Here is a 20812-nt window from a genome sequence, read left to right on the forward strand (position 1 = left end):
GTGTGTGACCAATAGACCGATTACCGCATCCAAAGTTCGGTCAGCCGATTCTCCTAATCATGCTGATTTGCCTCCCAATTTCCCAGCAGAACAAATGCAAGTCGAAGTGGCACAGACTATCTCCAAAATCAAGCGGCTTCCCTTTGCCAAAATTGGGTTTACGTTATCTTTAATAGCTTCAGTTGGCGCTGGTGTATTTTTGGGGCGAATTGTCCCAATTAATGCCTTAGACTGGAGCGGACTCTTAACTGGTCGTAAGCCCGAAGAAGTCTTAATGGAAGGCTTAGGGCGAAAGTTAGAAAAACCTTACCAAATTTTGGTGATGGGTGTGGATCGCGTCCTCGATGCACCTGTTGGATCGCCAGAAGCTTTCAATGGGCGCAGTGACAGTATGTTATTAGTTCGCTTTGATCCCAGCGATCGCTCGGTGAATATTTTGTCTATTCCGCGCGATACCCAAGTGCCAATACCTAACTATGGTGTAACGAAGATTAATGCGGCTAACGTTTATGGTGGCGCTGAGCTAGCAAAAACTACCGTTTCCGAAAAGCTCAATGGTGTGGAAATCGATCGCTATGTGCGTCTAGATACATCGGGATTATCAGCCTTGGTTGATGCAGTAGGGGGTGTTGAGGTGAATGTGCCTAAGCGCATGAAATATGTAGACAAAACCCAAAAGCTCAATATTAATCTTTATCCCGGTCTACAAACCCTCAATGGTGAACAGGCTGAGGGCTTTGCCAGATTTCGCTACGATGAAGAAGGAGACATTGGGCGGATTAAGCGGCAGCAGGTGGTTTTAAAAGCTCTCAAAGCTAAACTTGCTCATCCTTCAAGTATTTTGCATTTGCCTGATCTCATTAACGTCATGCAAAAACATGTGGACTCTAATCTGAGTTTTGACGAAATTATGGCGATCGTCACCTTTAGCCTTTCGTTGAAGCCTGAGCAGATCCAATCCACTAGCTTGAAGGGTAGACCGAGCGAACCAAATGAATTTCGCTTTAGCTATTGGATCGCTAGTCCCGACGATGTGGATCGCTCAATTACAGGAATATTTAAAACTAAGCTGAGTCCTAATCCGCAGTAGACAAAAAATAGAGTAATGCAAAGCATTACTCTATTTTTTCTTTTTTATTTGGACGGGCCAGGAGGGATTCGAACCCCCGACACCGTGGTCCGTAGCCACGTGCTCTAGTCCACTGAGCTACAAGCCCTTAACTCGCGAATCTAATAATAACATAGTTTGCAATATTGACAAGCGAAAAAATAATTTTTTCTATCAACGATTTCTTAAAACCCAGATAAATTTTGAAAAAGCTTGCTTTGCAAGCTTTTTCAAAATTTATAGCAAATCAAGAGTTAGCCAGTACAAATCAAAACCCAAAAAGCGAGTTGCGGCGCGAAGCGCCGCAACTCGCTTTTTGGGTTTTATACCCAATGAAGAAATGGCGTAGCCATTTCTTCATTGGGTATTAGCTTTTAGTTCATCCAACTCCCGTTAATAAATTTTGCCTCTAGGGGAGGGCGATCGCGTTTGTCGCGATTGGGTTTAGCGGACTTAAGATTTTTGCGATCGCCATAGGGAACAGTATCAGGATCATTGTCTTCTTCTTCCTCGTCATCCGTCTCCTCATCTTCGTAAAACTCATCCTCGTCTTCATACTCTTCGTCCTCATAATCATCTTCCACAAAATCCTGCACCTTTTCTTTTTGGGGAGAATTAATTGAAGGATTGCTTGCCTTAACCTGTTCCTTGGGGTCATTTTTGGAATAGCCACTCACTGCCAAGGCTCGACGGATCGCCGTATTTTGTCGCCAATTAGCGATCGCGTTAAATATTAAAGCCAATAATCCTCCACCAACCAAGGCAACCAACATCGCCACGCTTAAAGGAATTGGCAAAATCTTTTGACCAAAAAAGATAATTTGCACCGTAGGCTGAAGATTTTGGACAAAGATCGCTGCTAGCAAGGTAATTACCATTGCGAGAATGATTAATTGCCAAAGGGGAAGGGAGCTAGAAGGTTTTTTATTGGCGGAATTGGTAGATTGGGATTTATTTTCAAAAGGCGATCGCGTCATCGGTCTATTCTCCATCAGCAAGATTTGTTGTTCTTCTTCCCTGCCAACGTTGGATCAGTTCGGAATCAATATCTAATTGGTCAAGCGCTCTCGCAATCACAAAATCCACCAAATCTTCAATAGTCTGAGGATGGTGATACCAAGCGGGAATTGCGGGGACAATTCGCGCTCCCGCTTCCGCTAAAGTGGTGAGATTGCGAAGATGAATCAAGCTTAAGGGAGTTTCACGCGGCACAATCACCAAGCGCTGACCTTCCTTAAGATGCACATCGGCAGCCCGTTCTAGTAGATCGGAACTCAGGCCATGAGCAATTTTGGCAACCGTTGCCATGCTGCAAGGAATCACCAACATTCCCAAAGTCCGAAAGGAACCACTGGCGATCGTTGCGCCCACGTCCGCCCATTGATGGCATATCAGCTTTCCCGTTTGGCTTTCGGACTGGTCGCGCCAAAACTGTTCCTGCGATCGCAGGTTACTCGGCATAGCAATATTGTTTTCCGATTGCCATACCATCATCGCCGCCTTAGAAGCCACCAAATCGACATTGTAGTTATTGTTGAGCAAAAATTTAAGCGATCGCACAGCATAAATCATGCCTGATGCTCCAGATACTCCCAATACGATAGCTCGTTGTTTTTGCATTCAATCTTTATAAATTAAGCATTTAATCATCACAGATTCCATCATATAAGTAGCGGGACGCAATTAGAGCGCTCTGCGCCCAAACCTAAACCCCAAAAATTTTTTATGGTTAATTTTGCTGTAGGTAAAATGAAAACCGCTATAATTATTACTCTTGGGAGGTAAATTATGTTAGTAGGCAGAACATTAAGGAATCGCTACAAAATCATCCAAGTTCTAGGAAGTGGGGGATTTGGAGATACCTACTTGGCTCAAGATACAGATTTACCTAGCCATCCTCCCTGTGTGGTCAAGCAACTTAAACCGAAAGATAAGAGTCCGAATGTTTTGCCGATCGCCAAAAGCCTATTTGAACGCGAAGCTGAATATCTCTACAAATTAGGAAGCGCCCACCCTCAGATTCCCAAATTATTCGCGCACTTTGAAGAAAGTGGCGAATTCTATTTAGTAGAAGAATTTGTGGACGGGCATAGCTTAGCTGAAGAAATTCCTATCGGTCACTGCCTTTCTGAAAACGCCACCATCAATCTTTTATTAGAAATCCTCGAAGTTCTCGCCTTTGTTCACCAAAATAACGTCATTCATCGTGATATCAAATTAGGCAATTTGATGCGCCGCCGCCATGATGGCAAGATTGTTCTCATCGACTTCGGAGCCGTCAAAGATATCAGTACCCTAGGAACCGATCCCCAAGGCAATACTAACGTCACGGTCAGCATTGGTTCTCCTGGTTATATGCCGAGCGAGCAAGCAAGGGGAAAACCACGCTTAAGCAGTGATGTCTATGCAGTGGGAATGATTGGTATCCAAGCCCTGACGGGCATCGCTCCTGATAGCTTGCAAGAGGATGCAACTACGGGGGAAATTATCTGGCGCGATCGCGCACAGGTGAGTGCCGCCTTTGCCGATATCTTACAAAATATGGTGTTTTACCACTTCAATCAGCGCTATAAATCAGCAAACGAAGCTTTCCATGCGCTGCAATCTCTCGCTACTACTAATGTTAATCTAGGCACTATTCCTACAGTAAATATTGCTCCTACGGAAGCGATTAGCTATCCATCTCTAGGCGGCGACCTAAGCGCAGGAATCGCTCCTACCGTCATCACCAATTCTCAAAATAATACCCCTATCACACCTACCCCTGCGAATACTAGCCCCGCAAATACGACACCCCAAACTCCCGCCACTATTCCTCATCCCACAATTTCCGCCCCACCTGCTGCACCGAACCTGCGTCCCGTATTATGGATTGCTTTAATTGGCTTTACTTCCATTACGGCAGCGATCGCCACAGCGATGATTTTACCTAACTTCTTAAATAATCGACAAGATAAAAGTTCGAGTAATATCTCTAATACTGCCAAACCAGAATCCTCAAATAGCGACACTCCTGAACCAACTCCTATTGCTGAAAGTCCAACCCCTCAAGATCCCCCCAGTCCTGAACCTTCTAAGGAGATCGCCACCTTACCTCCCACTGCTTCACCTACACCCACCGCTATTCCTACGCCTACAGCAATTCCCACAACTCCCCCCGTCAGCGGCAATCCTAGCTTTGGGGCGATCGCTCGTTCTCCCTCCACTCAATCTAAAGGCTATTCATGGAATTATTCAACTCGCAAAGCCGCAGAAACAAGAGCCTTAAGTGAATGCGAAAACTCTGGCAATGCCGAAGATTGCCAAGTTCTCATCTGGGCAAATAATGCTTGTATGTCTATTGCCGAAGGTTCCAATGGAGCCGCAGGTTCAGGCTGGTCAACCGATATGGCGGCGGCTGAAAACATGGCAAAACAGGTCTGTCGTCAATATCAAGGAATTGACTGTGAAATTAGTCGCACAATTTGCTTACCTTTCCGTCAATAATCCTTCAAAATATGCCCTATGTACGATCGCCTTATCCAGACAGCTTTTCTTAAACAAATTTTTCCCGATTCTCCAAACAATTACGAAGCCGAAATCGTGGCAACCTTGGGTGATCGCTCGATTACTTTAGGGCGCGATCCTAGTTGTGAAGTAGCGATCAACATTAATAGCTATGGTGCTGTATCCCGCCGCCATGCCGAAATTCGTCCGATCTTTGCAAATACGAAAGGACATAAATTGATCAAGCAAACCTTGAAAGGGTGGGAAATTTGTGATCTCGACAGCGCTAATGGCACTTTGCTCAATGGTCAAATGCTCTCTGGTTGCCATCCCCTGAAGCATGGCGATCGCATTCGCCTTAGTCCCAATGGACCACTTTTTGTCTTTGAGCTAGCCGCCAGTCCTAAAACCAATCTAGAAAATAACCTAGAAACTGATTACAATCTCCGACCGCGATCGCAAATCACCAGCATCACCTTCACCAAGTTATTACCCATTTTCTCCACAGGGAGTGAGATATGGAAACAAGCCTATCTTCTCCCCGGAGTCGCCACCGTGGGTTTTGTGGTGATGATGTTCGCTTTTTTAGGACAGCCGCAACTCTTCAATTTGACTATCTCTCTCTATATCAGCCTTGCCGCCTATTACTTTGTCTATCAGCTTTGCGGCAAAACTAAACCTTGGTGGATTATTTTAGGGGCAGCGCTGTTCACTGTCGCCATCCTTCGCAGTCCCATTTTAAATATTTTTCTCTGGTTCTTTTACAAGGTCTTACCGGGAACAGCCCCCACGGGACAGGTAAACTTTATCAGCGTTTTGATCGCCATGTTTTTTGGGGCGGGCTTAATGGAAGAATTGCTCAAGGCTCTGCCCGTATTTACGCTCTGGTTCATCGGTTTGCGCTTGGGAAAGAAATGGCGATCGCATGTGGGCATTAGTGAACCTCTAGATGGCATCTTAATTGGGGCTGCCTCTGCGATCGGGTTTACTTTGACAGAAACTTTGGGATTATATGTACCAAGCATTGTCCAAAGTGTAGCCAGTCAAGCAGGAAGCCCTGAAATTGCGGAACTCACAGGATTGCAATTATTAATTCCTCGCGTCCTCGGCTCCGTTGCAGGACACATGGCTTATAGTGGCTACTTTGGCTATTTCATCGGGCTAAGTATTCTCAAGCCTTCCCTCCGTTGGCAAATTTTGGTCATTGGTTACCTGAGTTCTGCTTTGCTCCATGCCCTCTGGAATACCAGTGCCTTAGTCAGCTATGGCTTACTAGCCTTAGTGGGTGGACTTTCCTACGTCTTCCTAGTAGCCGCCATTCTCAAAGCCCGTAGTTTCTCATTAAGACAATAAAGCCAAGATATTTTTGAAAGTGTTGCTTCGCAACACTTTCAAAAATATCTTGGCTTTTTTAGCCCAAATCGCTGTATATCTTAGCTGACAATTACCTGTTCTACTTCAGGGATCTTTTCTGCTTCCCAGCGATCGAGAATAATTGCATTGGTGCTATTACCAATAATATTTACCACTGTTTTTAAGCCATCGGTGATCCGATCAATACCTGCAACTAAGGCGATCGCCTCTAGCGGCAATCCCGAAGCTGAAAGCACCGTTGCCATCGTAATTAAGGCGGCTCCGGGGACTCCGGGGGTACTAAAGGAAACTAGCAAACTACTTAGGGCGATCGCCAATAATAGCGAAGGAGTCACAGGCACTTGATAAATTTGCACGACAAATAGAGCATTAAATCCTTGGAGAATGGCGGCTCCATCCCGCTTTAGAGCAGTTCCCAAAGGAATCGCAAAACTAGCAATCTCTTCACGTAATCCATAGTTCTCTTGGATATTTTGCAAGACCACAGGCAAGGCTGCATTAGAGCTTGCTGTCCCAAAGGCTAAGGCGATCGCCTCGGACAAATCTTTCAGCAACTTTGCAGGATTAGCTTTGAGAAGAAATAGAATCACTACGTCAATCATCAACATAATTGAAGAAGCAATCACCAATCCCAAAACATAGAGAAATAATTTGGCAACTAGTTCCAATCCTTGCGTCGCGATCGTGGAACTCATGAGGGCGAACACCCCTAAAGGCGCAGCATAGAGAATTACAGAAAGCGTTTTCTCGCCAATGTGATAGACACTCTCGACAAATTCCACAAAGGGCTTAGCTTTATCCGCAGCAAGTTGAGTGCCAATCCCTAATAACACGGCTGAGAAGATAATCTGTAATAAGTTGCCTGTACTGAGAGCCTCTAAGGGATTAGTGGGAATTAAACTTACCAACCAAGATATGAGAGAAGGTGCTTCGGTAATATTAATGGATTCCGCGATCGTAAAGCCTGTTACTCCATTCCCCGGTTGTAAAAAGTAGGCCGTTCCCATACCCACACCAAGGGCGATCGAGCTAGTAACTACATAACTGGTCATTAACTTGACGGTAAATCGCCCGACCTGCCCTGCACCTTGAATTCTGGTTAGTCCCATAATCAACGAAGAAAATACAATGGGAACTACCACAAATTGAATTAATCTTAAAAAGGAATCTCCTATGGGAACTAACAGATTTTGATTAATTAAGTCGATGTTTTCGGGGAAAGTTGTATTTAGGAGGGTTCCAAAGACAACGCCAGCGCCAAGGGAAAGTAGGATAAACGTGGATAGATTCATATTCCAATTTGTTAAGGTAAAAATGCCATAAAAACTCACTGCCACCCTAATTGAAGCTAGCTTAGTAGGTAACCAAAGAAAGTCCAAGATGAACCTCATAGCCTATAAGGGTTTTCATTTTGCCGTAGGCAAAATGAAAACCCTTATAGAAGTCCTGAATCCTTGAGTGGAAAGGGAGTGGCAACCCAATAGATGAAGGTTGACGCTTCGCGTCAACCTTCATCTATTGGGTTTATAGGTTTATGATGGCGATTGCTATATAATCTAGTCTGCTAGATTTTCCCCTCAATAATCCTAATTTTAGATACGAAAAAAAGATGCTATGGCGGATCGTTATGTTCGCGTAAAAGACTCCCAAGACAAAGTTTCTTATGGGCTTTTGGAGTTGAATCAATCTGTAAAGTTGCTTAGTGGAGCGCCTTGGCTGGGAGGGGAACCAAATGGTGAGCTACTTGCACCCGATACCTATCAGCTTTTAGCACCCTGTGAGCCAAGCAAAATCGTTGCTGTAGGTAAAAACTATTCGGCTCATGCTGTCGAAATGGGAGGAGAGGTTCCCAAAGAACCGATCTTATTTTTAAAGCCGACCACCACAATTATTGCGCCTGAAGCAGAGATTGCCCTACCTCCTCAATCAAAACGGGTGGAATATGAAGGTGAATTAGCTTTAGTAATTGGGACAAAATGTTTTAACCTCACCCCCAAGAAAGCGATCGCCGCAATTTGGGGCTACACGATCGCCAACGATGTTACGGCTAGGGATATTCAACGGAGTGATAGTCAATGGACTCGTGGCAAGGGTTTTGATACTTTCTGTCCTTTGGGCCCTTGGATTGTGCGCGAGATTAGCCCCTCTGCGATGCTTCAAACCTTTATGAATGATGTGAAGAAACCATTACAATCAGCCGCGATCGATGAAATGGTTTTTTCACCCGATTATCTTGTTTCCTACATCAGCCAGATCATGACGTTATTACCGGGGGATATTATTCTCACGGGTACGCCTGAAGGTGTGGGTCCAATGCAGGAAGGCGATCGCGTATGTGTTGGCATTGAGGGCATAGGCAAATTGCAAAATACGGTTATTCTGAGGGCGGCTTTACCAGCGATCGAGGAGCTTGATGCGGCGGATATTGAAGATAGCGATCAGGAACTTATTCATTAAAAACATTGTCATTAATTACTGGCTAGACTATTAATCAGGCTACTGACTAGGTCTACAGCACTGTAGAAGTCAACTCTTAAGCCAAATCTCAAAATAGGTGGGGGGATTTGCAAAGCTAAGTGTTTTCTTTTGCTTGGCGATGCTTGAATATGCCCCAATATCCTCACACACCAGATATTCGTCCTATGAATTACTCCACTCCCTCCTCAATTAAACTTCAGCGCAAAATGGCGATCGCGATCAGCCTGCCTTTATCGCTGAGCCTTTTGGCAAGCCCTAGCTTCGCGCAAATTATCCCTGTCGAAACTAGTCCTAGTTCGACCAACCCTCAAAGAATTCCTTCAGATAATCCCAACGACAAAGCCGCGAATCCGACGGACAACAAAAATGCTAGATTTAGCTGCCAAGTGCGCGAAGGTCAATATATCGTCGTCTATCAACCCAAGAGCCAACCTCAAAAATATTTCCCTTGGGCGGCTCCCAGTACGATGGGTGATGGCTGGTCGCCTGAGCGTCGTTGCAATGAAATCAGCCGTCGTCTAGAGCTATATCGTCCCGATGGTTTAGTAGAAATGCGAACCAGTACTGAAAATGGCTATAACGTTATCTGTGCAACTACGGATAAAAATTCTGCTTGTCGGATTGTGCTAACAGTTCCCAATGGTCAGGATCCGATCGCCACTCGCGATAAGGTCTTTGGAAATCTCACCACTGCGGATAGTGGTCAAACAACCACGGCTGTGAATACTTATCAAGGTAACGGACGCGATCGCACTTTAAACAGCATCACTGGCAACCTCGGTTTAGGTGGTATTGATCTCTCCAGCATCAATGGTGTCCTCGGCTCAGTCTTATCAACTAACCGTCCTACCCCTACATCTAATATTCGTGGTGGCAACCTGTACTTAAAGCCCTATCTCGATCCTAGCGATGGCGGTACTGGAGCCAGCTTGGGAACTAGTAATTTCACGGGCGGCAGAAGACTCAATCCTGATAATTTTCGTTAAATAAAAAAGGGTCGCTAAGCGACCCTTTTTTATTTCTTACGCTTCATTCAAAGCAGCGATACCGGGGAGAATTTTGCCTTCGAGCAATTCTAAGCTTGCACCACCACCAGTGGAGATGTGGCTCATCTTTTCAGCAACGCCAACCTTCTCAACTGCGGCTACGGAGTCACCTCCACCGATGATCGTGATTGCGCCTTTGCCAGTCAAGTCAGCGAGGGTATGGGCGATCGCCTCAGTACCGACTGCAAACTTATCAAATTCAAAGACACCCATAGGACCATTCCAAATGGCGGATTTGCAATCTGCAAGCGCATCTTGGAATACCTTGATGGAGTCAGGACCAATATCTAAGCCCATCCAACCATCGGGAATATCGTTAATGCTGACGGTTTGCGAGTTAGCGTCAGGCTTAAAGTTATCAGCAACTACCACATCGGTAGGAAGCAAGAACTTTACGCCACGTTCTGCGGCTTTCTTTTCGAGAGCGCGAGCTAGGTCTAGCTTATCTTCTTCAACGAGGGACTTACCAACACTCAAGCCACGAGCCTTGTAGAAGGTGAAGATCATACCGCCGCCAAGCAATAACACATCAACCTTATCGAGCAAGGTTTCGATAACGCCGATCTTGCTGGAAACTTTGGAACCACCAACGATCGCGGCGAGAGGACGTTGAGGATTGTCGATCGCGCCACTGAGGTATTGCAATTCCTTATCGAGCAAGAAACCAGCAACGGAGGTGCTGATGTACTTGGTTACGCCTTCAGTCGAAGCATGGGCGCGGTGAGCAGTACCAAAAGCATCATTTACATAGATATCAGCCAAGGATGCTAATTTTTTCGCAAATTCTGGATCGTTCTTTTCTTCTTCAGGATAGAAACGAACGTTTTCTAGCAAAGCGACATCGCCATTGTTAAGGGCATTGACTTGAGCAGCCACTGCATCGCCGATACAATCATCGGTCTTAACTACAGGCTGACCAAGCAACTCGGACAAACGTACGGCAACAGGATTGAGGCGAAGGCTTTCGGTAACGCCTTTAGGTCTGCCGAAGTGGCTGGTGAGAATTACACGAGCGCCAGCTTCAGTTAGGTATTTAATAGTTGGCAGAGCTGCGCGAATACGAGTATCGTCGGTGATTTTGCCAGTTTCGTCTTGAGGAACGTTGAAATCGACTCTGACTAATACCTTTTTGCCTGCTAAGTCAGCCGATGTCAAGCTTGCTAGATTCTTTTTTGCCATAAAAATTTAAGTTTTTAGTATATTAAGTTGCTTTTTTACAAAGTCTTAATAATTTTACACAAAATATGTCCCCATCCAAACAAGAGTGAGTAAAAATACTTACTGTTAAATATTACTTAGTCTTGCAGCGCGATTTGGAATTGTCTTATTTTCTGCTTTTGCGGCTTCTAACCATGCGGTTTTAGCAAGAATTACTTCATTGAGTGCTTGCTGTGGTGTGTTGGCGATCGCTGAGCAATATTTTAAGTCAGGGATATCGGCAATATAGGCTTCATCTTCTTCGCTGTAGAAGATATTGATGTGATAGTCTTTCATGGTTATTTTTCTACTCAATCGGATCGTCAATTGGCGGATGTCGGTTAACGGCTATATCTGCAATCCGAATGCTAATTAGGCGATCGCGATTACAGTCTAAAGCATTCACAGTGGCGCGTCCTGTTGGTGTAGTGCCTAATAATTGCAGTTTATCGTTAGACCAGACAAAATGATCTTGCCAGCGATCGCTACGCGGATTAAATAGAGGAGTTTCTATTTTTGTTTCGGGATCGATCGCAGTATTTTTTGTGTACTTCTGGCGATTGCAATGGAAGCAAGCAAGGGCAAGGTTATCGATATTATCTGTGCCGCCTTGAGATTTAGGCAGGACATGATCAATGGTAAATTGAACGAATTGCCATTTTTCCACAGCATGGCAGTATTCGCATAGTCCGTTTGCGCGATCGCGAACTTGAGCTTTGGTGGTTTCGATGAAGTTACGCGCCATGTTGGATTTCTGGCTGAGTTTTGGCGATGTTTTCGAGTAGGAAGTTATTGCGAATCATCCGATTTACAAAACTGAGATAGTCATCGATCGCGGCAAAGTCGTCTAGTTCTTGTTCTTCTATTTCAGTGAGTGGGGTTTCTTCGCGTTTGTCGAGTAGATTCTCGATACGTTCTTGGATATTTTGCGAAGCGCGAAAGATCATTACTCCGTCTTGTAGGGTTATAGCGATCGCGCCATCAAGGGGGAGATTTTTGGGTAATGTGGTAATTGGGGCAATTGTGGAAGTATTCATTTTATTTCTCCTGTCTTACATTTATGATGTCACCCAATTTTCAAGTGCTAGATCTTGAACTCGATTAAATTCTTTGGTGTTGTTGGTGACTAGGGTTAGGTTTAAACTCAGAGCATGAGCCGCTATGAGCAAGTCCATTGCGCCGATAATTTTGCCCGATCGCTCTAGGGTGGCGCGGATATCTCCATAAATAGTTGCGGCTTGTTCGTCAAACTGGACAATTTCTAATGGGATTAGGAATTGGTTAAGGGCGGCGCGATTTCGATCGGGAAATTGACTTTTGGCGGCTCCATATTCTAGTTCGGCTACGGTGATGGATGAGATGCCGATATCAAAGGGGGCGATGGTTTGAAATTTTTCTAAAACGTCTTTGGGCTTGCGTTTAATGATGTAAATGCAAGTATTGGTGTCGAGCATATATTTCATGAGAATAGATCCTCTCTTTCTTGTAGTGGAGGTTGTTCTCTGGTTTCCATGAAGTCATCTGAGAAGAGGTCGAGGCTATTCCAGAGGGTTTGCCAAGGATTGTTTTTTGGTATGAGAATAATCGTATTACCAACTTTTTTGATATAGACTTCTTCGCCGACTAGTTGAAAGCCGTCTGGTAGTATGGCTAGTTGTTCGTTGCCTTGCATTCTGAGTTTGGCGGTGTTCATGGGTTTGTTCTCCTAGTGGTATTCTAAGTTAATTCTTCTAAGCCAAGCTTTGACTTCATTTGTGAGTTGTTGGGTGCTTTTTTCTCCTATGAATGGGCGTATTTGGATAGACTCTGTTAGGCTTTGGCAGAGTTGATCGATCGCCTCATTAGCATTTTTGGCATAAAGGGCGATCGCTAATTTCTCGAAACCAAGAACTCGCTTGAGGTTAATTAGTTCGCGTTTCAGGTTGGAGACTCGATTAATTTCTGGAATCTCGCGCCCTAACGAGTCAAAGATTTTGATGGCTATTTCTTCTGCAATTACGTTAGGATCGCTTTCTTGTTCGAGATAGCGGACATCGACGACTAAACAGCGTATTTCGGGATGGTCAGTATTGCCGAGTGCTTTTTGGATTGCATCACAATCTATAAATTGACTCTCTAAAGTTTGAATTGTATGTGTGTTTACAAATTTAGAATTGTTTGATCTATTTGAAGAATGCCATGCTTCATAAAACTCTGGATAACTCATATTTTGGGCGCAATAAAAAATAGATTCATAGTAGGCATAAGACTCCAAAAGATTTTCTTGATTTCTCAAAGACTTATACAAGTAATTTCTTAAATTAACTACTAAAGATAACCAAGGTTGTAATTCACCATCTTTAAGGATTTCGGGTAAGTTCCTTGCTGCAACTATCCGCATATTTTGAGACTTAGAAGAAATCATTACATCAATCACCCCCATTTTCTCTTCGTTATCATCATTGATATTATTAGGAATTACCAATAATCTAATTAGTGATTTGTTGCGTGTTTCTTCATCAGTATTGGGATCATTAATTAAACAATTAAGTCTGTTTATGATTAAACTTCTAGCATCAAAGTCATTATCGATTCCCTCTAATAATTTTACTGCATGACTCAAAGCATCGATATCTGTAGAAGAATCTTCAATTATACGAATTAATGATTTTACAGCTAAGTTCTTATAATTAAAGTTAGTAACGATCTTTGTTAAAAAATATACTGCACGACAGATAGTATCATTGTTAGTAGAATGGTTTTCAAGTAATTGAATAAGCTTATTTACAGCAATTTCTTTGTTTTGGCAATCTGTCGTAATGTTACACAAGCTGTATGCTGATATACAGATTAAATTATCGTCAGTAGTAGATTCCATTAAGTCAATAAGTTTATTGATAGCAATTTCTTTATATTCCAAATCAGTAGCAATAATCCCTAAACTAGTGGATGCTGAGAAGAGGATAATATCCTCGTCATTAGCATCTTTGATTATTTGAGATAATACTTTTATAGCAATCTCCTTACTCTTAGAATCAACAATAAATTTATTTAAATTTAATAAAATTTTATTACGAGTATCTTTATCATTAGGATCTTTGATTAAATCAATGAGTGTATTTACAGCAATATCTTTACTCTCAGAATCAATGGAAATTTTTACTAAGTTTCTTGCTGCCAAATAGAGTCTTGATTTTTCATCTTTAGGATTACTTAAAATTTCGCACAAATATTTCGTAGCTAAAAATAGATTTGTATAGGGCAGGATATTTATTGCACTTTCATTAATTGATGGTAAGGGTATAGATATTTCGTTCTCTTCATTCAAACATCCAAATCCCCATTCAATAATTCGCTTAGTAATTAACTCATCCTTACTACAGTTTTTAAATTCTGACAAGCAACTTGCAGCAAGAAAATAAGCTCGATATCCATAAAAGCTTTTGCCATTTACTATAGAGGAGTCACAGCATCCATCTTCAAAATTAATCAACGCCTCAATAAAATCCTCTTTATCTTTCTCAAAACCTTTTCGCCCAAACCAAAATAAGATTACTTCACGCCATCTTATATCAAAAACTGGATAGTCATTACCTTTAAAGTTATCTAATGAATCAGGCAAGAAAAATTTCCAATTAGGTATTTCTAAAGCTGCAAAATATTCCTTAAATGAGTCATGAAGGAAATCATAAACTTGCTCATATTCATCTATTGGTTTTAGCCATCCAAGTTCGAGAGCCTTTTCAAGCCTTTCACTCAACTTTTCTCTCACTTCACAATCTGTTAATGGACTTTGAGTATCTATTGCTTTTATTGCCAGTTCCCCTAAAGACTTAACTAAATCCACATCAAATCGATCTTTTGTAATCTTCCGCTTGTACTGTTTTTTAATAAATTGATCGAATAATTCTGCCTTAGTTGCAGCCAAAGCAAAGTTTGATTCGGATTTTTCATAAATTGAACAAAGCAATGATAGATGAAGTGGATATTTAATTAGATCGTTAATGCGATGTCTAGTAGCTTGTTGAATTTCTAACTTGAGACCGTTTGCAGATTCTGAATCATCACCAAACCAAGCATCTATAAAATTACTGGGCTGCTCAGAATTATAGCCAATACACTCATAAATACCATAGTCAAAACTTGCAAAATCTGCCTTGTCTGAATCCCATCGATTTTTACGACAAGTTAAAGCTATTTTAGATTTGCTTAGCCAATCATCAAACTGACCGATAACGCTATACGCTCTATCAGAAATATCTTCAAGACCATCTAACAACAGCCAAACATAGCCATCTTTAAGCTTGTTATCAAATTCCTGTTTCCATTCATTTCTGTCAATATCAGAACCTTTAAGCCATTCTTCTAAAATATAATCCCAGATAGATTTTTGCTTGTCTCTTACTTCTTTTAAAGAAATCCAAATTACAAGATTGTTAGGCTGTTTGAGCAATTCATAGCCAATTTGCAATAAAAGAGTAGTTTTTCCCGATCCTGTTTCACCAATAACTGCTAATCTTTGCACCTGTTTCTTAGAGATGCTCTCTGACAAGTCACCATGAATAATTACATCAAGAAAATCCTGTTGGCGTTCATATTTTTGAGTAATCTCATACCCCTCAGCTTGCTCCTTACCTGATTGATCAGCATTTTTAGATTGCGAATTTTCCTTTTGTACCTTTTCCAAAAAGCCCAAAGGTACAAAAGTTCGATCAATATTGTCAAAATCTAGACGATTATCCCCTATAACCAGATCGATATTCCGCTTTTTCCAATGGTCTAACTTGTTACAACAAACTTCATACCAATTACGGTTAGTCTGTTGATGTATAGAACTATCAGCGAATTTCGATTTCTGTTCTTCAAACCATTGCCCATATTGATCCTTTAACCATTCGAGCAAAAAATTTCTTTTTCTATTTCCCTGATTAACAAGTTCAAGACAACCATTCTCTTTGTCATTCTCAAAAATATCATAGGCTTGTCCAATACATTTGTTGTAATTTTCAAGACTGAGACGATAAATATCGGGATGTAAGACTTTTATTTCATTAGATTCAAGCCATTCAAGAAATTTTTTGTTTGAAATATTACAATTTTTCCATGCAAATCTTGTCACAAAGATATTTTTGGGCTGTCCATTTATCCTAAGCCTTGTAGCTATATTCTCAAGAAACTCATCCCAATATTCTGGTGCAGTCATTGCTTTGACTAGGAAATGGTGTAGACACAAACTATACCTAGTCTAACTACATATTCAAATAATCGCCAACTGGAAAAATTTTTCTAGTTAACTATACTTTTTCTGTGATGTACACACAGGGGGGGATACAGCAATATGAACTGCATAGAGATTACGAAAAAAGATCATGCAAACATTTCAAATTAGCTACCTACCAAATTTCGAGCCAATCCCAATCGAACAATGCAAAACCAAGCGATCGCGCCATCGCCTACCTCGCCCCAAATCTACAAGAACAATCAACTGCCAACAACTAGAAATTCCTTGGACAGCATAGGGAAACGCCCCTACACCAAACCAACATCCCTTCAGCCGCCAACATCGTTACAGATTATGAACACCCACAAACAAATCCAACAAATCGCCGCAACCGACGAACTCCTCGATCAAGCGATCTCCCTTACCCCCATCCGCAAACCCAAAGACCTCAACCACCTCCAACGCCGCCAACAACAACGCGCTATCAGCAACGACATGATCCGCGTGGCGATCGCCTACGGACAACAACGCAGTGATCGGCATGGCGCGATCATTTACACATTAAGCGATCGCCAACTCAAAACCAGTCCCTACGCCAAATTCACCGACACCCTTAGAGGCTTGCAAGTCATCTGTTTACAAGACCTGCAAACCCTGCAAATCCTCACCACCTATTGGAACTTCGACAGCAAACGCAAAGCCAGAAAATAAACCCATGCAAAACTCCAAAGACCTCAGAGCCATCTCTCAACTGCTCAAACAAGCCCAAACCATGATCGACAAATACAATCTTCCCCCGCAAAAATTTCTCGAACAATTAGGACTTCTGCAATCTCAACCCGAAACCGAAATCGTCTTTGAGAAAACTGGCGGACGGTTCCATCTCTTCAAAGCACTCGAAGAGGCAAAAGAACGAGTCGTGATCAAATGTCCTTGGGCAAGCGATCGCGCGATCGACAATGACCTGATGCTACGTCTCAACTATGCCCTCGACCAAGGCGTACAAATCGATCTCGGATGGGGCTACCAATACGACATCGGCACTGTCATCAAACAAGATCGTCACGGCAATCTCACCTTCGCCGCCGAAGCGCAATATCGCTACAGCGCCATGTCCAAACTCTTCCAACTCCAAAAACGCTACAGCGATCGCCTCCACCTCAAACTCACAGGCGGACATAGCAAATACTTTGTCTGCGATCGCCAATTCGCCTATGTCGGCAGTCACAACATCCTCAGTTCCACCATTCCCAATCTCAAAATCGCCTATCCTGACTTACAAGGCGATGAAACAGGAACGATTCACCGAAAGCTAGACATCATTCAAAAACTGATTAATCGCTACGACCAAGCGATCGATCTCACCAATTCCAATATGCTATCAACCATGAGGTTAACAGCATGAAATTCGATATCACCAAACATTCAAGATCCCCGACTTTTTTTGTGACTAGCGGAATTGTTCTGTGATGTCATCGAAAAAGTCGGGGATCTGCGACTTCAAACATCACGACGAATACTTGATAGAGGCACAACATCACCATTCTCAATATCTTGCTGTGCCTCCCGAAAATCCGCCATAAACTGCTCGCTATAATGCACATCCACAGTTAGCTTTAGCCCCAAACTATCCAACCACGCCGCCAACTCATACACCGCTTGACTTTTATTACTAGCACCAAAATCTTTTACCCATTGGGGAGCCTTCATTACCCAATGCCAAGGCAACATGACCTAAACATAAAAGCAACAACTCAGACTCAGGCTTTTCCTCTTCCAAAACAGCACTCACGTATGCCGCCGCTTCTAAGGATTTTAAAAAGATAAGATACGCCATTTTGTTTTTTGGTATAACGCGGAAGTGGATTTCCCCCAATTGCCCTAACACATCCTCCAAATAATTAAGCCCTCTTATTTGGCATACTAAAAGTCCCTTGCAAACCCGCAAAGCCTTATAATAGAAAGACACTTAGTAAGAATTGCCTATCTCAAGCGGGGCAAGCACTGCCAAGCCATGCAAGGAGAAATTTAGTAGCCGTATGACTGATACCTTAGAAGATCGGATTATTCCCACAGACCTACGCGGCGAAATGTCGCGATCGTATCTGGAATATGCCATGAGCGTGATCGTTGGTCGCGCCCTGCCCGATGCCCGTGATGGACTCAAGCCTGTACATCGTCGCATTCTCTACGCTATGCACGAGTTGGGCATGACCGCCGATCGCCCTTTTCGGAAATGCGCCCGTGTGGTCGGTGACGTAATCGGTAAATATCACCCCCACGGTGACACCGCCGTGTATGAAGCACTGGTGCGGATGGCGCAAGACTTTTCGATGCGCGATCGCATGGTCGATGGTCACGGTAACTTCGGCTCAGTCGATAATGATCCCGCCGCCGCGATGCGATATACCGAATGTCGGCTGACTCGGATTTCGCAATTTGGGCTGATTCAGGATATCGAGCGCGATACGGTTAACTTTGGCGACAACTATGACGGCTCACAACAGGAGCCACTAGTATTACCAGCCAGAATTCCCCAATTATTGCTCAATGGTTCATCAGGGATCGCCGTGGGGATGGCGACCAATATTCCCCCGCACAATTTGGGCGAGTTGGTAGATGGATTAGTGGCGCTGATTGCCGATCCGATGCTGACGGATTTGGAATTGATGCAATATATCCCAGGCCCAGACTTCCCGACAGGCGCTTTGATCTTGGGAACCGATGGCGCTCGCGAAACCTATACAACTGGGCGTGGCTCCGTAACGATGCGAGCAGTAGCTAGCTTTGAAACAATTTCCGCTTCTGGACGACAGGATCGCGAGGCAATTATCATCACTGAAATGCCTTACCAAACCAATAAGGCAGCGCTGATTGAACGCATTGCGGAAATGGTCAATGAGAAGAAAATTGATGGCATTTCTGATATTCGTGATGAAAGCGATCGCGATGGTATGCGTTTAGTCATCGAACTGAAGCGTGATGCTTATCCGAAAGTAGTTCTAAACAATCTTTATAAATCCACACCTCTGCAATCGAACTTTAGTTGCAATATGCTCGCTCTAGTCGATGGCGAACCGATTACGCTGACGCTGCGCCATGCCCTCCAAGTATTTCTGGACTTCCGTTATGAAGTGATTACGCGCCGTACTCAGTACGAACTACGTAAAGCAGAAGAACGCGATCATCTATTGCAAGGGCTATTAATTGCGCTCAATCATTTGGATGCAGTCATTGCCCTGATTCGTGGAGCCGATGATAGTAGTTCTGCGAAGTTGGGCTTGATCGAAAGCTATGGACTTTCAGAAGCACAAGCCGATGCCATCTTGGCAATGCAGTTACGCCGCTTAACGGCTCAAGATGCTGATAAGATTCACGATGAGCATAATCAGTTAGTTGAGAAGATTGCTGATTTACAACATATTCTCGCCAATCGCGATCGCATTCTCACAATTACCCGTGAAGAATTGGAAGCAATCAAACTCGAATTTACGACTCCTCGCCGCTCTCGCATTCTGCCCAATGAAGGTGATATCGATACGGCGGATTTGATTGCCAATCGCGAAACGATTGTGATGGTCACCGAGCAGGGCTACATCAAGCGGATGCCTGTGGATACCTTTACAGCGCAAAATCGGGCGACTAGGGGTAAGGCAAGCGCCAATGTTAAAGATGACGATGCGATCGCCCATTTCTTCGCCTGTCGTAGCCACGATAAAGTTCTCTTCTTTACTGATCGCGGTAAGGTCTATGGAGTCAAGGCGTATGAAGTTCCCGAATCTGGTCGGGCGGCGCGTGGTACGGCGGTAGTGCAGTTATTGCCGATCGCTGCCAATGAGAAGATCACCACCGTATTACCGATTAGCGAATTCAGCGAAGATGAGTATCTAGTCATGCTCACGGCTGGCGGCTACATCAAAAAGACTAAGCTCCCCGCCTTTGCCAATATTCGTTCTAACGGATTGATTGCGATCGCTCTCGAAGAAGGCGATCTACTGCGCTGGGTGCGTCGTGCTAAAGTCGATAACACTATCATTGTCGGTTCGCGTCAAGGGATGTCGATCCGCTTCCGTACTGACCATGAGCAGTTGCGCCCAATGGGACGCGATACTCGCGGCGTAAGGTCTATGCGTCTGACAGGCGATGATGAGATCGTGAGTATGGATATTCTGCCAGCAGGACTTGCGGAAATTGAGGAAGTGGAAGATTCCGAAGAAGAGATTGATTTGACTGTAACCGTCAATGAAGATGAGAATTTGGAAGTTGAAAATGTCGAACCTGAAGCTGAAAAAGCTCAAGGTCCTTGGGTTTTAGTGGTAACTAGAGGCGGCTATGGTAAGCGCGTTCCTGTTAATCAATTCCGTATTCAAAAACGAGCAGGTAAAGGCTTGCGGGTGACTAAGTTTAAATCTGGTCAAGACCAACTAGCCTCGCTCTGTTTAGTTGATGAGAACAACGAACTGATGATCGTGACTAGTCGCGGTATCGTCATGCGTCAGAGTACGGATGCGATCGCGCGTCAGTCTCGGACTGCTAGAGGTGTAAGACTTCAGAAACTTGATTCTTCTGATGCGATCGTGGGGGCGACTTTAGTTCCACCTGCGTTGGAAGAGGAGCAAGAAGAGGTGGAAATCCAAAGTGGTGATGTAGCGATCGCTACTCCTGAAGTAATCACCGAAGTGGTTGCTGAAGCGATCGAGCCAGAAACTGAAGAATAGAATAGTTGGCTAGGTAAAAAGGTTTGATGACTTTGTTCATCAGACCTTTTTTTAGTTAGTATCTACTGACATGGGTATTGAGATCTGTTTTGATGGTTATTGGCGATCGCTAGCATCGGGTATGTAATCCATAAAAGCTTCTCCCCGCAATAGTTTAGAGTCATTTGTTTTTAAAAACGTAATGCGTAAGCTGGAACATCAGCGA

20 protein-coding genes and 1 tRNA gene are annotated in these 20812 nt (G+C 43.6%); 9 read left to right on the forward strand and 12 right to left on the reverse strand.

Translation table 11 applies throughout. The features are described 5' to 3' along the window. Positions 1-4: 4 nt before the first annotated feature. A complete protein-coding gene (locus tag H6F42_RS09255; RefSeq protein WP_347272296.1) occupies positions 5-1090 on the forward strand; it encodes an LCP family protein in 1086 nt (361 codons plus the stop codon). A gap of 53 nt (positions 1091-1143) precedes the next feature. Here the strand turns inward: H6F42_RS09255 and H6F42_RS09260 are convergent. The 3 genes from H6F42_RS09260 to H6F42_RS09270 all read right to left on the reverse strand — a co-directional run bounded on the left by H6F42_RS09260 (position 1144) and on the right by H6F42_RS09270 (position 2728). Further along, a tRNA-Arg gene (locus tag H6F42_RS09260) sits at positions 1144-1217 on the reverse strand. 265 nt (positions 1218-1482) lie between these two features. Beyond that, positions 1483-2106, reverse strand: a complete 624-nt coding sequence (locus tag H6F42_RS09265; RefSeq protein WP_190399065.1) for a LapA family protein — start codon at positions 2104-2106, stop codon at positions 1483-1485. After that, positions 2090-2728, reverse strand: coding sequence for a flavin prenyltransferase UbiX (locus H6F42_RS09270; RefSeq protein WP_190399066.1), 639 nt, complete (start codon positions 2726-2728; stop codon positions 2090-2092). Before H6F42_RS09270 ends, H6F42_RS09265 begins: the two co-directional genes overlap by 17 nt. Positions 2729-2896: 168 nt before the next feature. Here H6F42_RS09270 and H6F42_RS09275 point away from each other — a divergent pair, with 168 nt between their 5' ends. Together H6F42_RS09275 and H6F42_RS09280 are read left to right on the forward strand one after the other, a co-directional pair. After that, positions 2897-4594, forward strand: coding sequence for a DUF4189 domain-containing protein (locus H6F42_RS09275; RefSeq protein ID WP_190399067.1), 1698 nt, complete (start codon positions 2897-2899; stop codon positions 4592-4594). A gap of 18 nt (positions 4595-4612) precedes the next feature. Next, a complete protein-coding gene (locus H6F42_RS09280; RefSeq protein ID WP_190399068.1) occupies positions 4613-5947 on the forward strand; it encodes a PrsW family glutamic-type intramembrane protease in 1335 nt (444 codons plus the stop codon). A gap of 80 nt (positions 5948-6027) precedes the next feature. Here the strand turns inward: H6F42_RS09280 and H6F42_RS09285 are convergent, their stop codons facing one another. Next, complete coding sequence (locus tag H6F42_RS09285; RefSeq protein WP_190399069.1) at positions 6028-7260, reverse strand: dicarboxylate/amino acid:cation symporter; 1233 nt, start codon at positions 7258-7260, stop codon at positions 6028-6030. 322 nt (positions 7261-7582) lie between these two features. On the opposite strand from H6F42_RS09285, the gene H6F42_RS09290 reads away from it, so the two are divergent. Both H6F42_RS09290 and H6F42_RS09295 read left to right on the forward strand, forming a co-directional pair. Continuing rightward, positions 7583-8425, forward strand: coding sequence for a fumarylacetoacetate hydrolase family protein (locus tag H6F42_RS09290; RefSeq protein ID WP_190399070.1), 843 nt, complete (start codon positions 7583-7585; stop codon positions 8423-8425). Positions 8426-8574: 149 nt separating this feature from the next. After that, a complete protein-coding gene (locus tag H6F42_RS09295; RefSeq protein ID WP_242018386.1) occupies positions 8575-9432 on the forward strand; it encodes a COP23 domain-containing protein in 858 nt (285 codons plus the stop codon). A gap of 36 nt (positions 9433-9468) precedes the next feature. Here the strand turns inward: H6F42_RS09295 and H6F42_RS09300 are convergent, their stop codons facing one another. The 7 genes from H6F42_RS09300 to H6F42_RS09330 form a co-directional block, all read right to left on the reverse strand. Continuing rightward, positions 9469-10671: a phosphoglycerate kinase gene (locus H6F42_RS09300; protein WP_190399071.1), complete on the reverse strand. Its 1203-nt coding sequence runs from the start codon at positions 10669-10671 to the stop codon at positions 9469-9471. Positions 10672-10776: 105 nt separating this feature from the next. After that, on the reverse strand, positions 10777-10986 hold the full coding sequence (locus tag H6F42_RS09305) for a type II toxin-antitoxin system HicB family antitoxin (protein WP_190399072.1): 210 nt from the start codon (positions 10984-10986) through the stop codon (positions 10777-10779). Positions 10987-10996: 10 nt separating this feature from the next. Then, positions 10997-11434, reverse strand: a complete 438-nt coding sequence (locus tag H6F42_RS09310; protein ID WP_190399073.1) for an HNH endonuclease signature motif containing protein — start codon at positions 11432-11434, stop codon at positions 10997-10999. After that, positions 11424-11726: a hypothetical protein gene (locus tag H6F42_RS09315; protein ID WP_190399074.1), complete on the reverse strand. Its 303-nt coding sequence runs from the start codon at positions 11724-11726 to the stop codon at positions 11424-11426. The genes H6F42_RS09310 and H6F42_RS09315 overlap by 11 nt, the downstream gene beginning before the upstream one ends. Before the next feature lie 21 nt (positions 11727-11747). After that, complete coding sequence (locus H6F42_RS09320; protein WP_190399075.1) at positions 11748-12152, reverse strand: type II toxin-antitoxin system VapC family toxin; 405 nt, start codon at positions 12150-12152, stop codon at positions 11748-11750. After that, positions 12149-12382 carry a type II toxin-antitoxin system VapB family antitoxin gene (gene vapB, locus H6F42_RS09325; protein WP_190399076.1) on the reverse strand — a complete coding sequence of 78 codons (234 nt, stop codon included), beginning with the start codon at positions 12380-12382 and terminating at the stop codon, positions 12149-12151. The genes H6F42_RS09320 and vapB overlap by 4 nt, the downstream gene beginning before the upstream one ends. 12 nt (positions 12383-12394) lie before the next feature. Beyond that, positions 12395-15871, reverse strand: coding sequence for an NACHT domain-containing protein (locus H6F42_RS09330; protein ID WP_190399077.1), 3477 nt, complete (start codon positions 15869-15871; stop codon positions 12395-12397). Between the two features lie 166 nt (positions 15872-16037). On the opposite strand from H6F42_RS09330, the gene H6F42_RS09335 reads away from it, so the two are divergent. The 3 genes from H6F42_RS09335 to H6F42_RS09345 are packed head-to-tail and all read left to right on the forward strand — an operon-like array spanning position 16038 to position 17294. After that, the gene (locus H6F42_RS09335) at positions 16038-16187 is read left to right on the forward strand and encodes a hypothetical protein (protein ID WP_190399078.1); all 150 of its coding nucleotides are present in this window, start codon (positions 16038-16040) and stop codon (positions 16185-16187) included. A gap of 56 nt (positions 16188-16243) precedes the next feature. After that, positions 16244-16600 (forward strand): hypothetical protein, encoded by a 357-nt coding sequence (locus H6F42_RS09340; protein WP_190399079.1) that lies wholly within the window; start codon positions 16244-16246, stop codon positions 16598-16600. A 4-nt stretch (positions 16601-16604) separates the two neighbouring features. Next, the gene (locus tag H6F42_RS09345) at positions 16605-17294 is read left to right on the forward strand and encodes a phospholipase D-like domain-containing protein (RefSeq protein WP_190399080.1); all 690 of its coding nucleotides are present in this window, start codon (positions 16605-16607) and stop codon (positions 17292-17294) included. A 95-nt stretch (positions 17295-17389) separates the two neighbouring features. On the opposite strand, the gene H6F42_RS09350 is transcribed toward H6F42_RS09345, so the two are convergent. Then, positions 17390-17620, reverse strand: coding sequence for a hypothetical protein (locus H6F42_RS09350; RefSeq protein WP_190399081.1), 231 nt, complete (start codon positions 17618-17620; stop codon positions 17390-17392). Between the two features lie 308 nt (positions 17621-17928). On the opposite strand from H6F42_RS09350, the gene gyrA reads away from it, so the two are divergent. Next, the gene (gene gyrA, locus H6F42_RS09355) at positions 17929-20607 is read left to right on the forward strand and encodes a DNA gyrase subunit A (protein WP_190399082.1); all 2679 of its coding nucleotides are present in this window, start codon (positions 17929-17931) and stop codon (positions 20605-20607) included. The last annotated feature ends 205 nt before the right edge of the window (positions 20608-20812 follow it).

This window comes from Pseudanabaena sp. FACHB-1998, from assembly GCF_014696355.1.
In the GTDB taxonomy this organism is placed as follows: domain Bacteria; phylum Cyanobacteriota; class Cyanobacteriia; order Pseudanabaenales; family Pseudanabaenaceae; genus Pseudanabaena.

Bases quoted from the DNA above. Each gene is read 5' to 3' on its own strand.
- vapB (WP_190399076.1), bottom strand. From the start codon at position 12,382: ATGAACACCGCCAAACTCAGAATGCAAGGCAACGAACAACTAGCCATA.
- H6F42_RS09330 (WP_190399077.1), bottom strand. From the start codon at position 15,871: ATGACTGCACCAGAATATTGGGATGAGTTTCTTGAGAATATAGCTACA.
- H6F42_RS09275 (WP_190399067.1), top strand. From the start codon at position 2,897: ATGTTAGTAGGCAGAACATTAAGGAATCGCTACAAAATCATCCAAGTT.
- H6F42_RS09280 (WP_190399068.1), top strand. From the start codon at position 4,613: ATGTACGATCGCCTTATCCAGACAGCTTTTCTTAAACAAATTTTTCCC.
- H6F42_RS09350 (WP_190399081.1), bottom strand. From the start codon at position 17,620: ATGTTGCCTTGGCATTGGGTAATGAAGGCTCCCCAATGGGTAAAAGAT.
- H6F42_RS09300 (WP_190399071.1), bottom strand. From the start codon at position 10,671: ATGGCAAAAAAGAATCTAGCAAGCTTGACATCGGCTGACTTAGCAGGC.
- H6F42_RS09295 (WP_242018386.1), top strand. From the start codon at position 8,575: ATGCCCCAATATCCTCACACACCAGATATTCGTCCTATGAATTACTCC.
- H6F42_RS09290 (WP_190399070.1), top strand. From the start codon at position 7,583: ATGGCGGATCGTTATGTTCGCGTAAAAGACTCCCAAGACAAAGTTTCT.
- H6F42_RS09270 (WP_190399066.1), bottom strand. From the start codon at position 2,728: ATGCAAAAACAACGAGCTATCGTATTGGGAGTATCTGGAGCATCAGGC.
- H6F42_RS09345 (WP_190399080.1), top strand. From the start codon at position 16,605: ATGCAAAACTCCAAAGACCTCAGAGCCATCTCTCAACTGCTCAAACAA.
- gyrA (WP_190399082.1), top strand. From the start codon at position 17,929: ATGACTGATACCTTAGAAGATCGGATTATTCCCACAGACCTACGCGGC.
- H6F42_RS09320 (WP_190399075.1), bottom strand. From the start codon at position 12,152: ATGAAATATATGCTCGACACCAATACTTGCATTTACATCATTAAACGC.
- H6F42_RS09285 (WP_190399069.1), bottom strand. From the start codon at position 7,260: ATGAATCTATCCACGTTTATCCTACTTTCCCTTGGCGCTGGCGTTGTC.
- H6F42_RS09305 (WP_190399072.1), bottom strand. From the start codon at position 10,986: ATGAAAGACTATCACATCAATATCTTCTACAGCGAAGAAGATGAAGCC.
- H6F42_RS09335 (WP_190399078.1), top strand. From the start codon at position 16,038: ATGCAAACATTTCAAATTAGCTACCTACCAAATTTCGAGCCAATCCCA.
- H6F42_RS09340 (WP_190399079.1), top strand. From the start codon at position 16,244: ATGAACACCCACAAACAAATCCAACAAATCGCCGCAACCGACGAACTC.
- H6F42_RS09310 (WP_190399073.1), bottom strand. From the start codon at position 11,434: ATGGCGCGTAACTTCATCGAAACCACCAAAGCTCAAGTTCGCGATCGC.
- H6F42_RS09315 (WP_190399074.1), bottom strand. From the start codon at position 11,726: ATGAATACTTCCACAATTGCCCCAATTACCACATTACCCAAAAATCTC.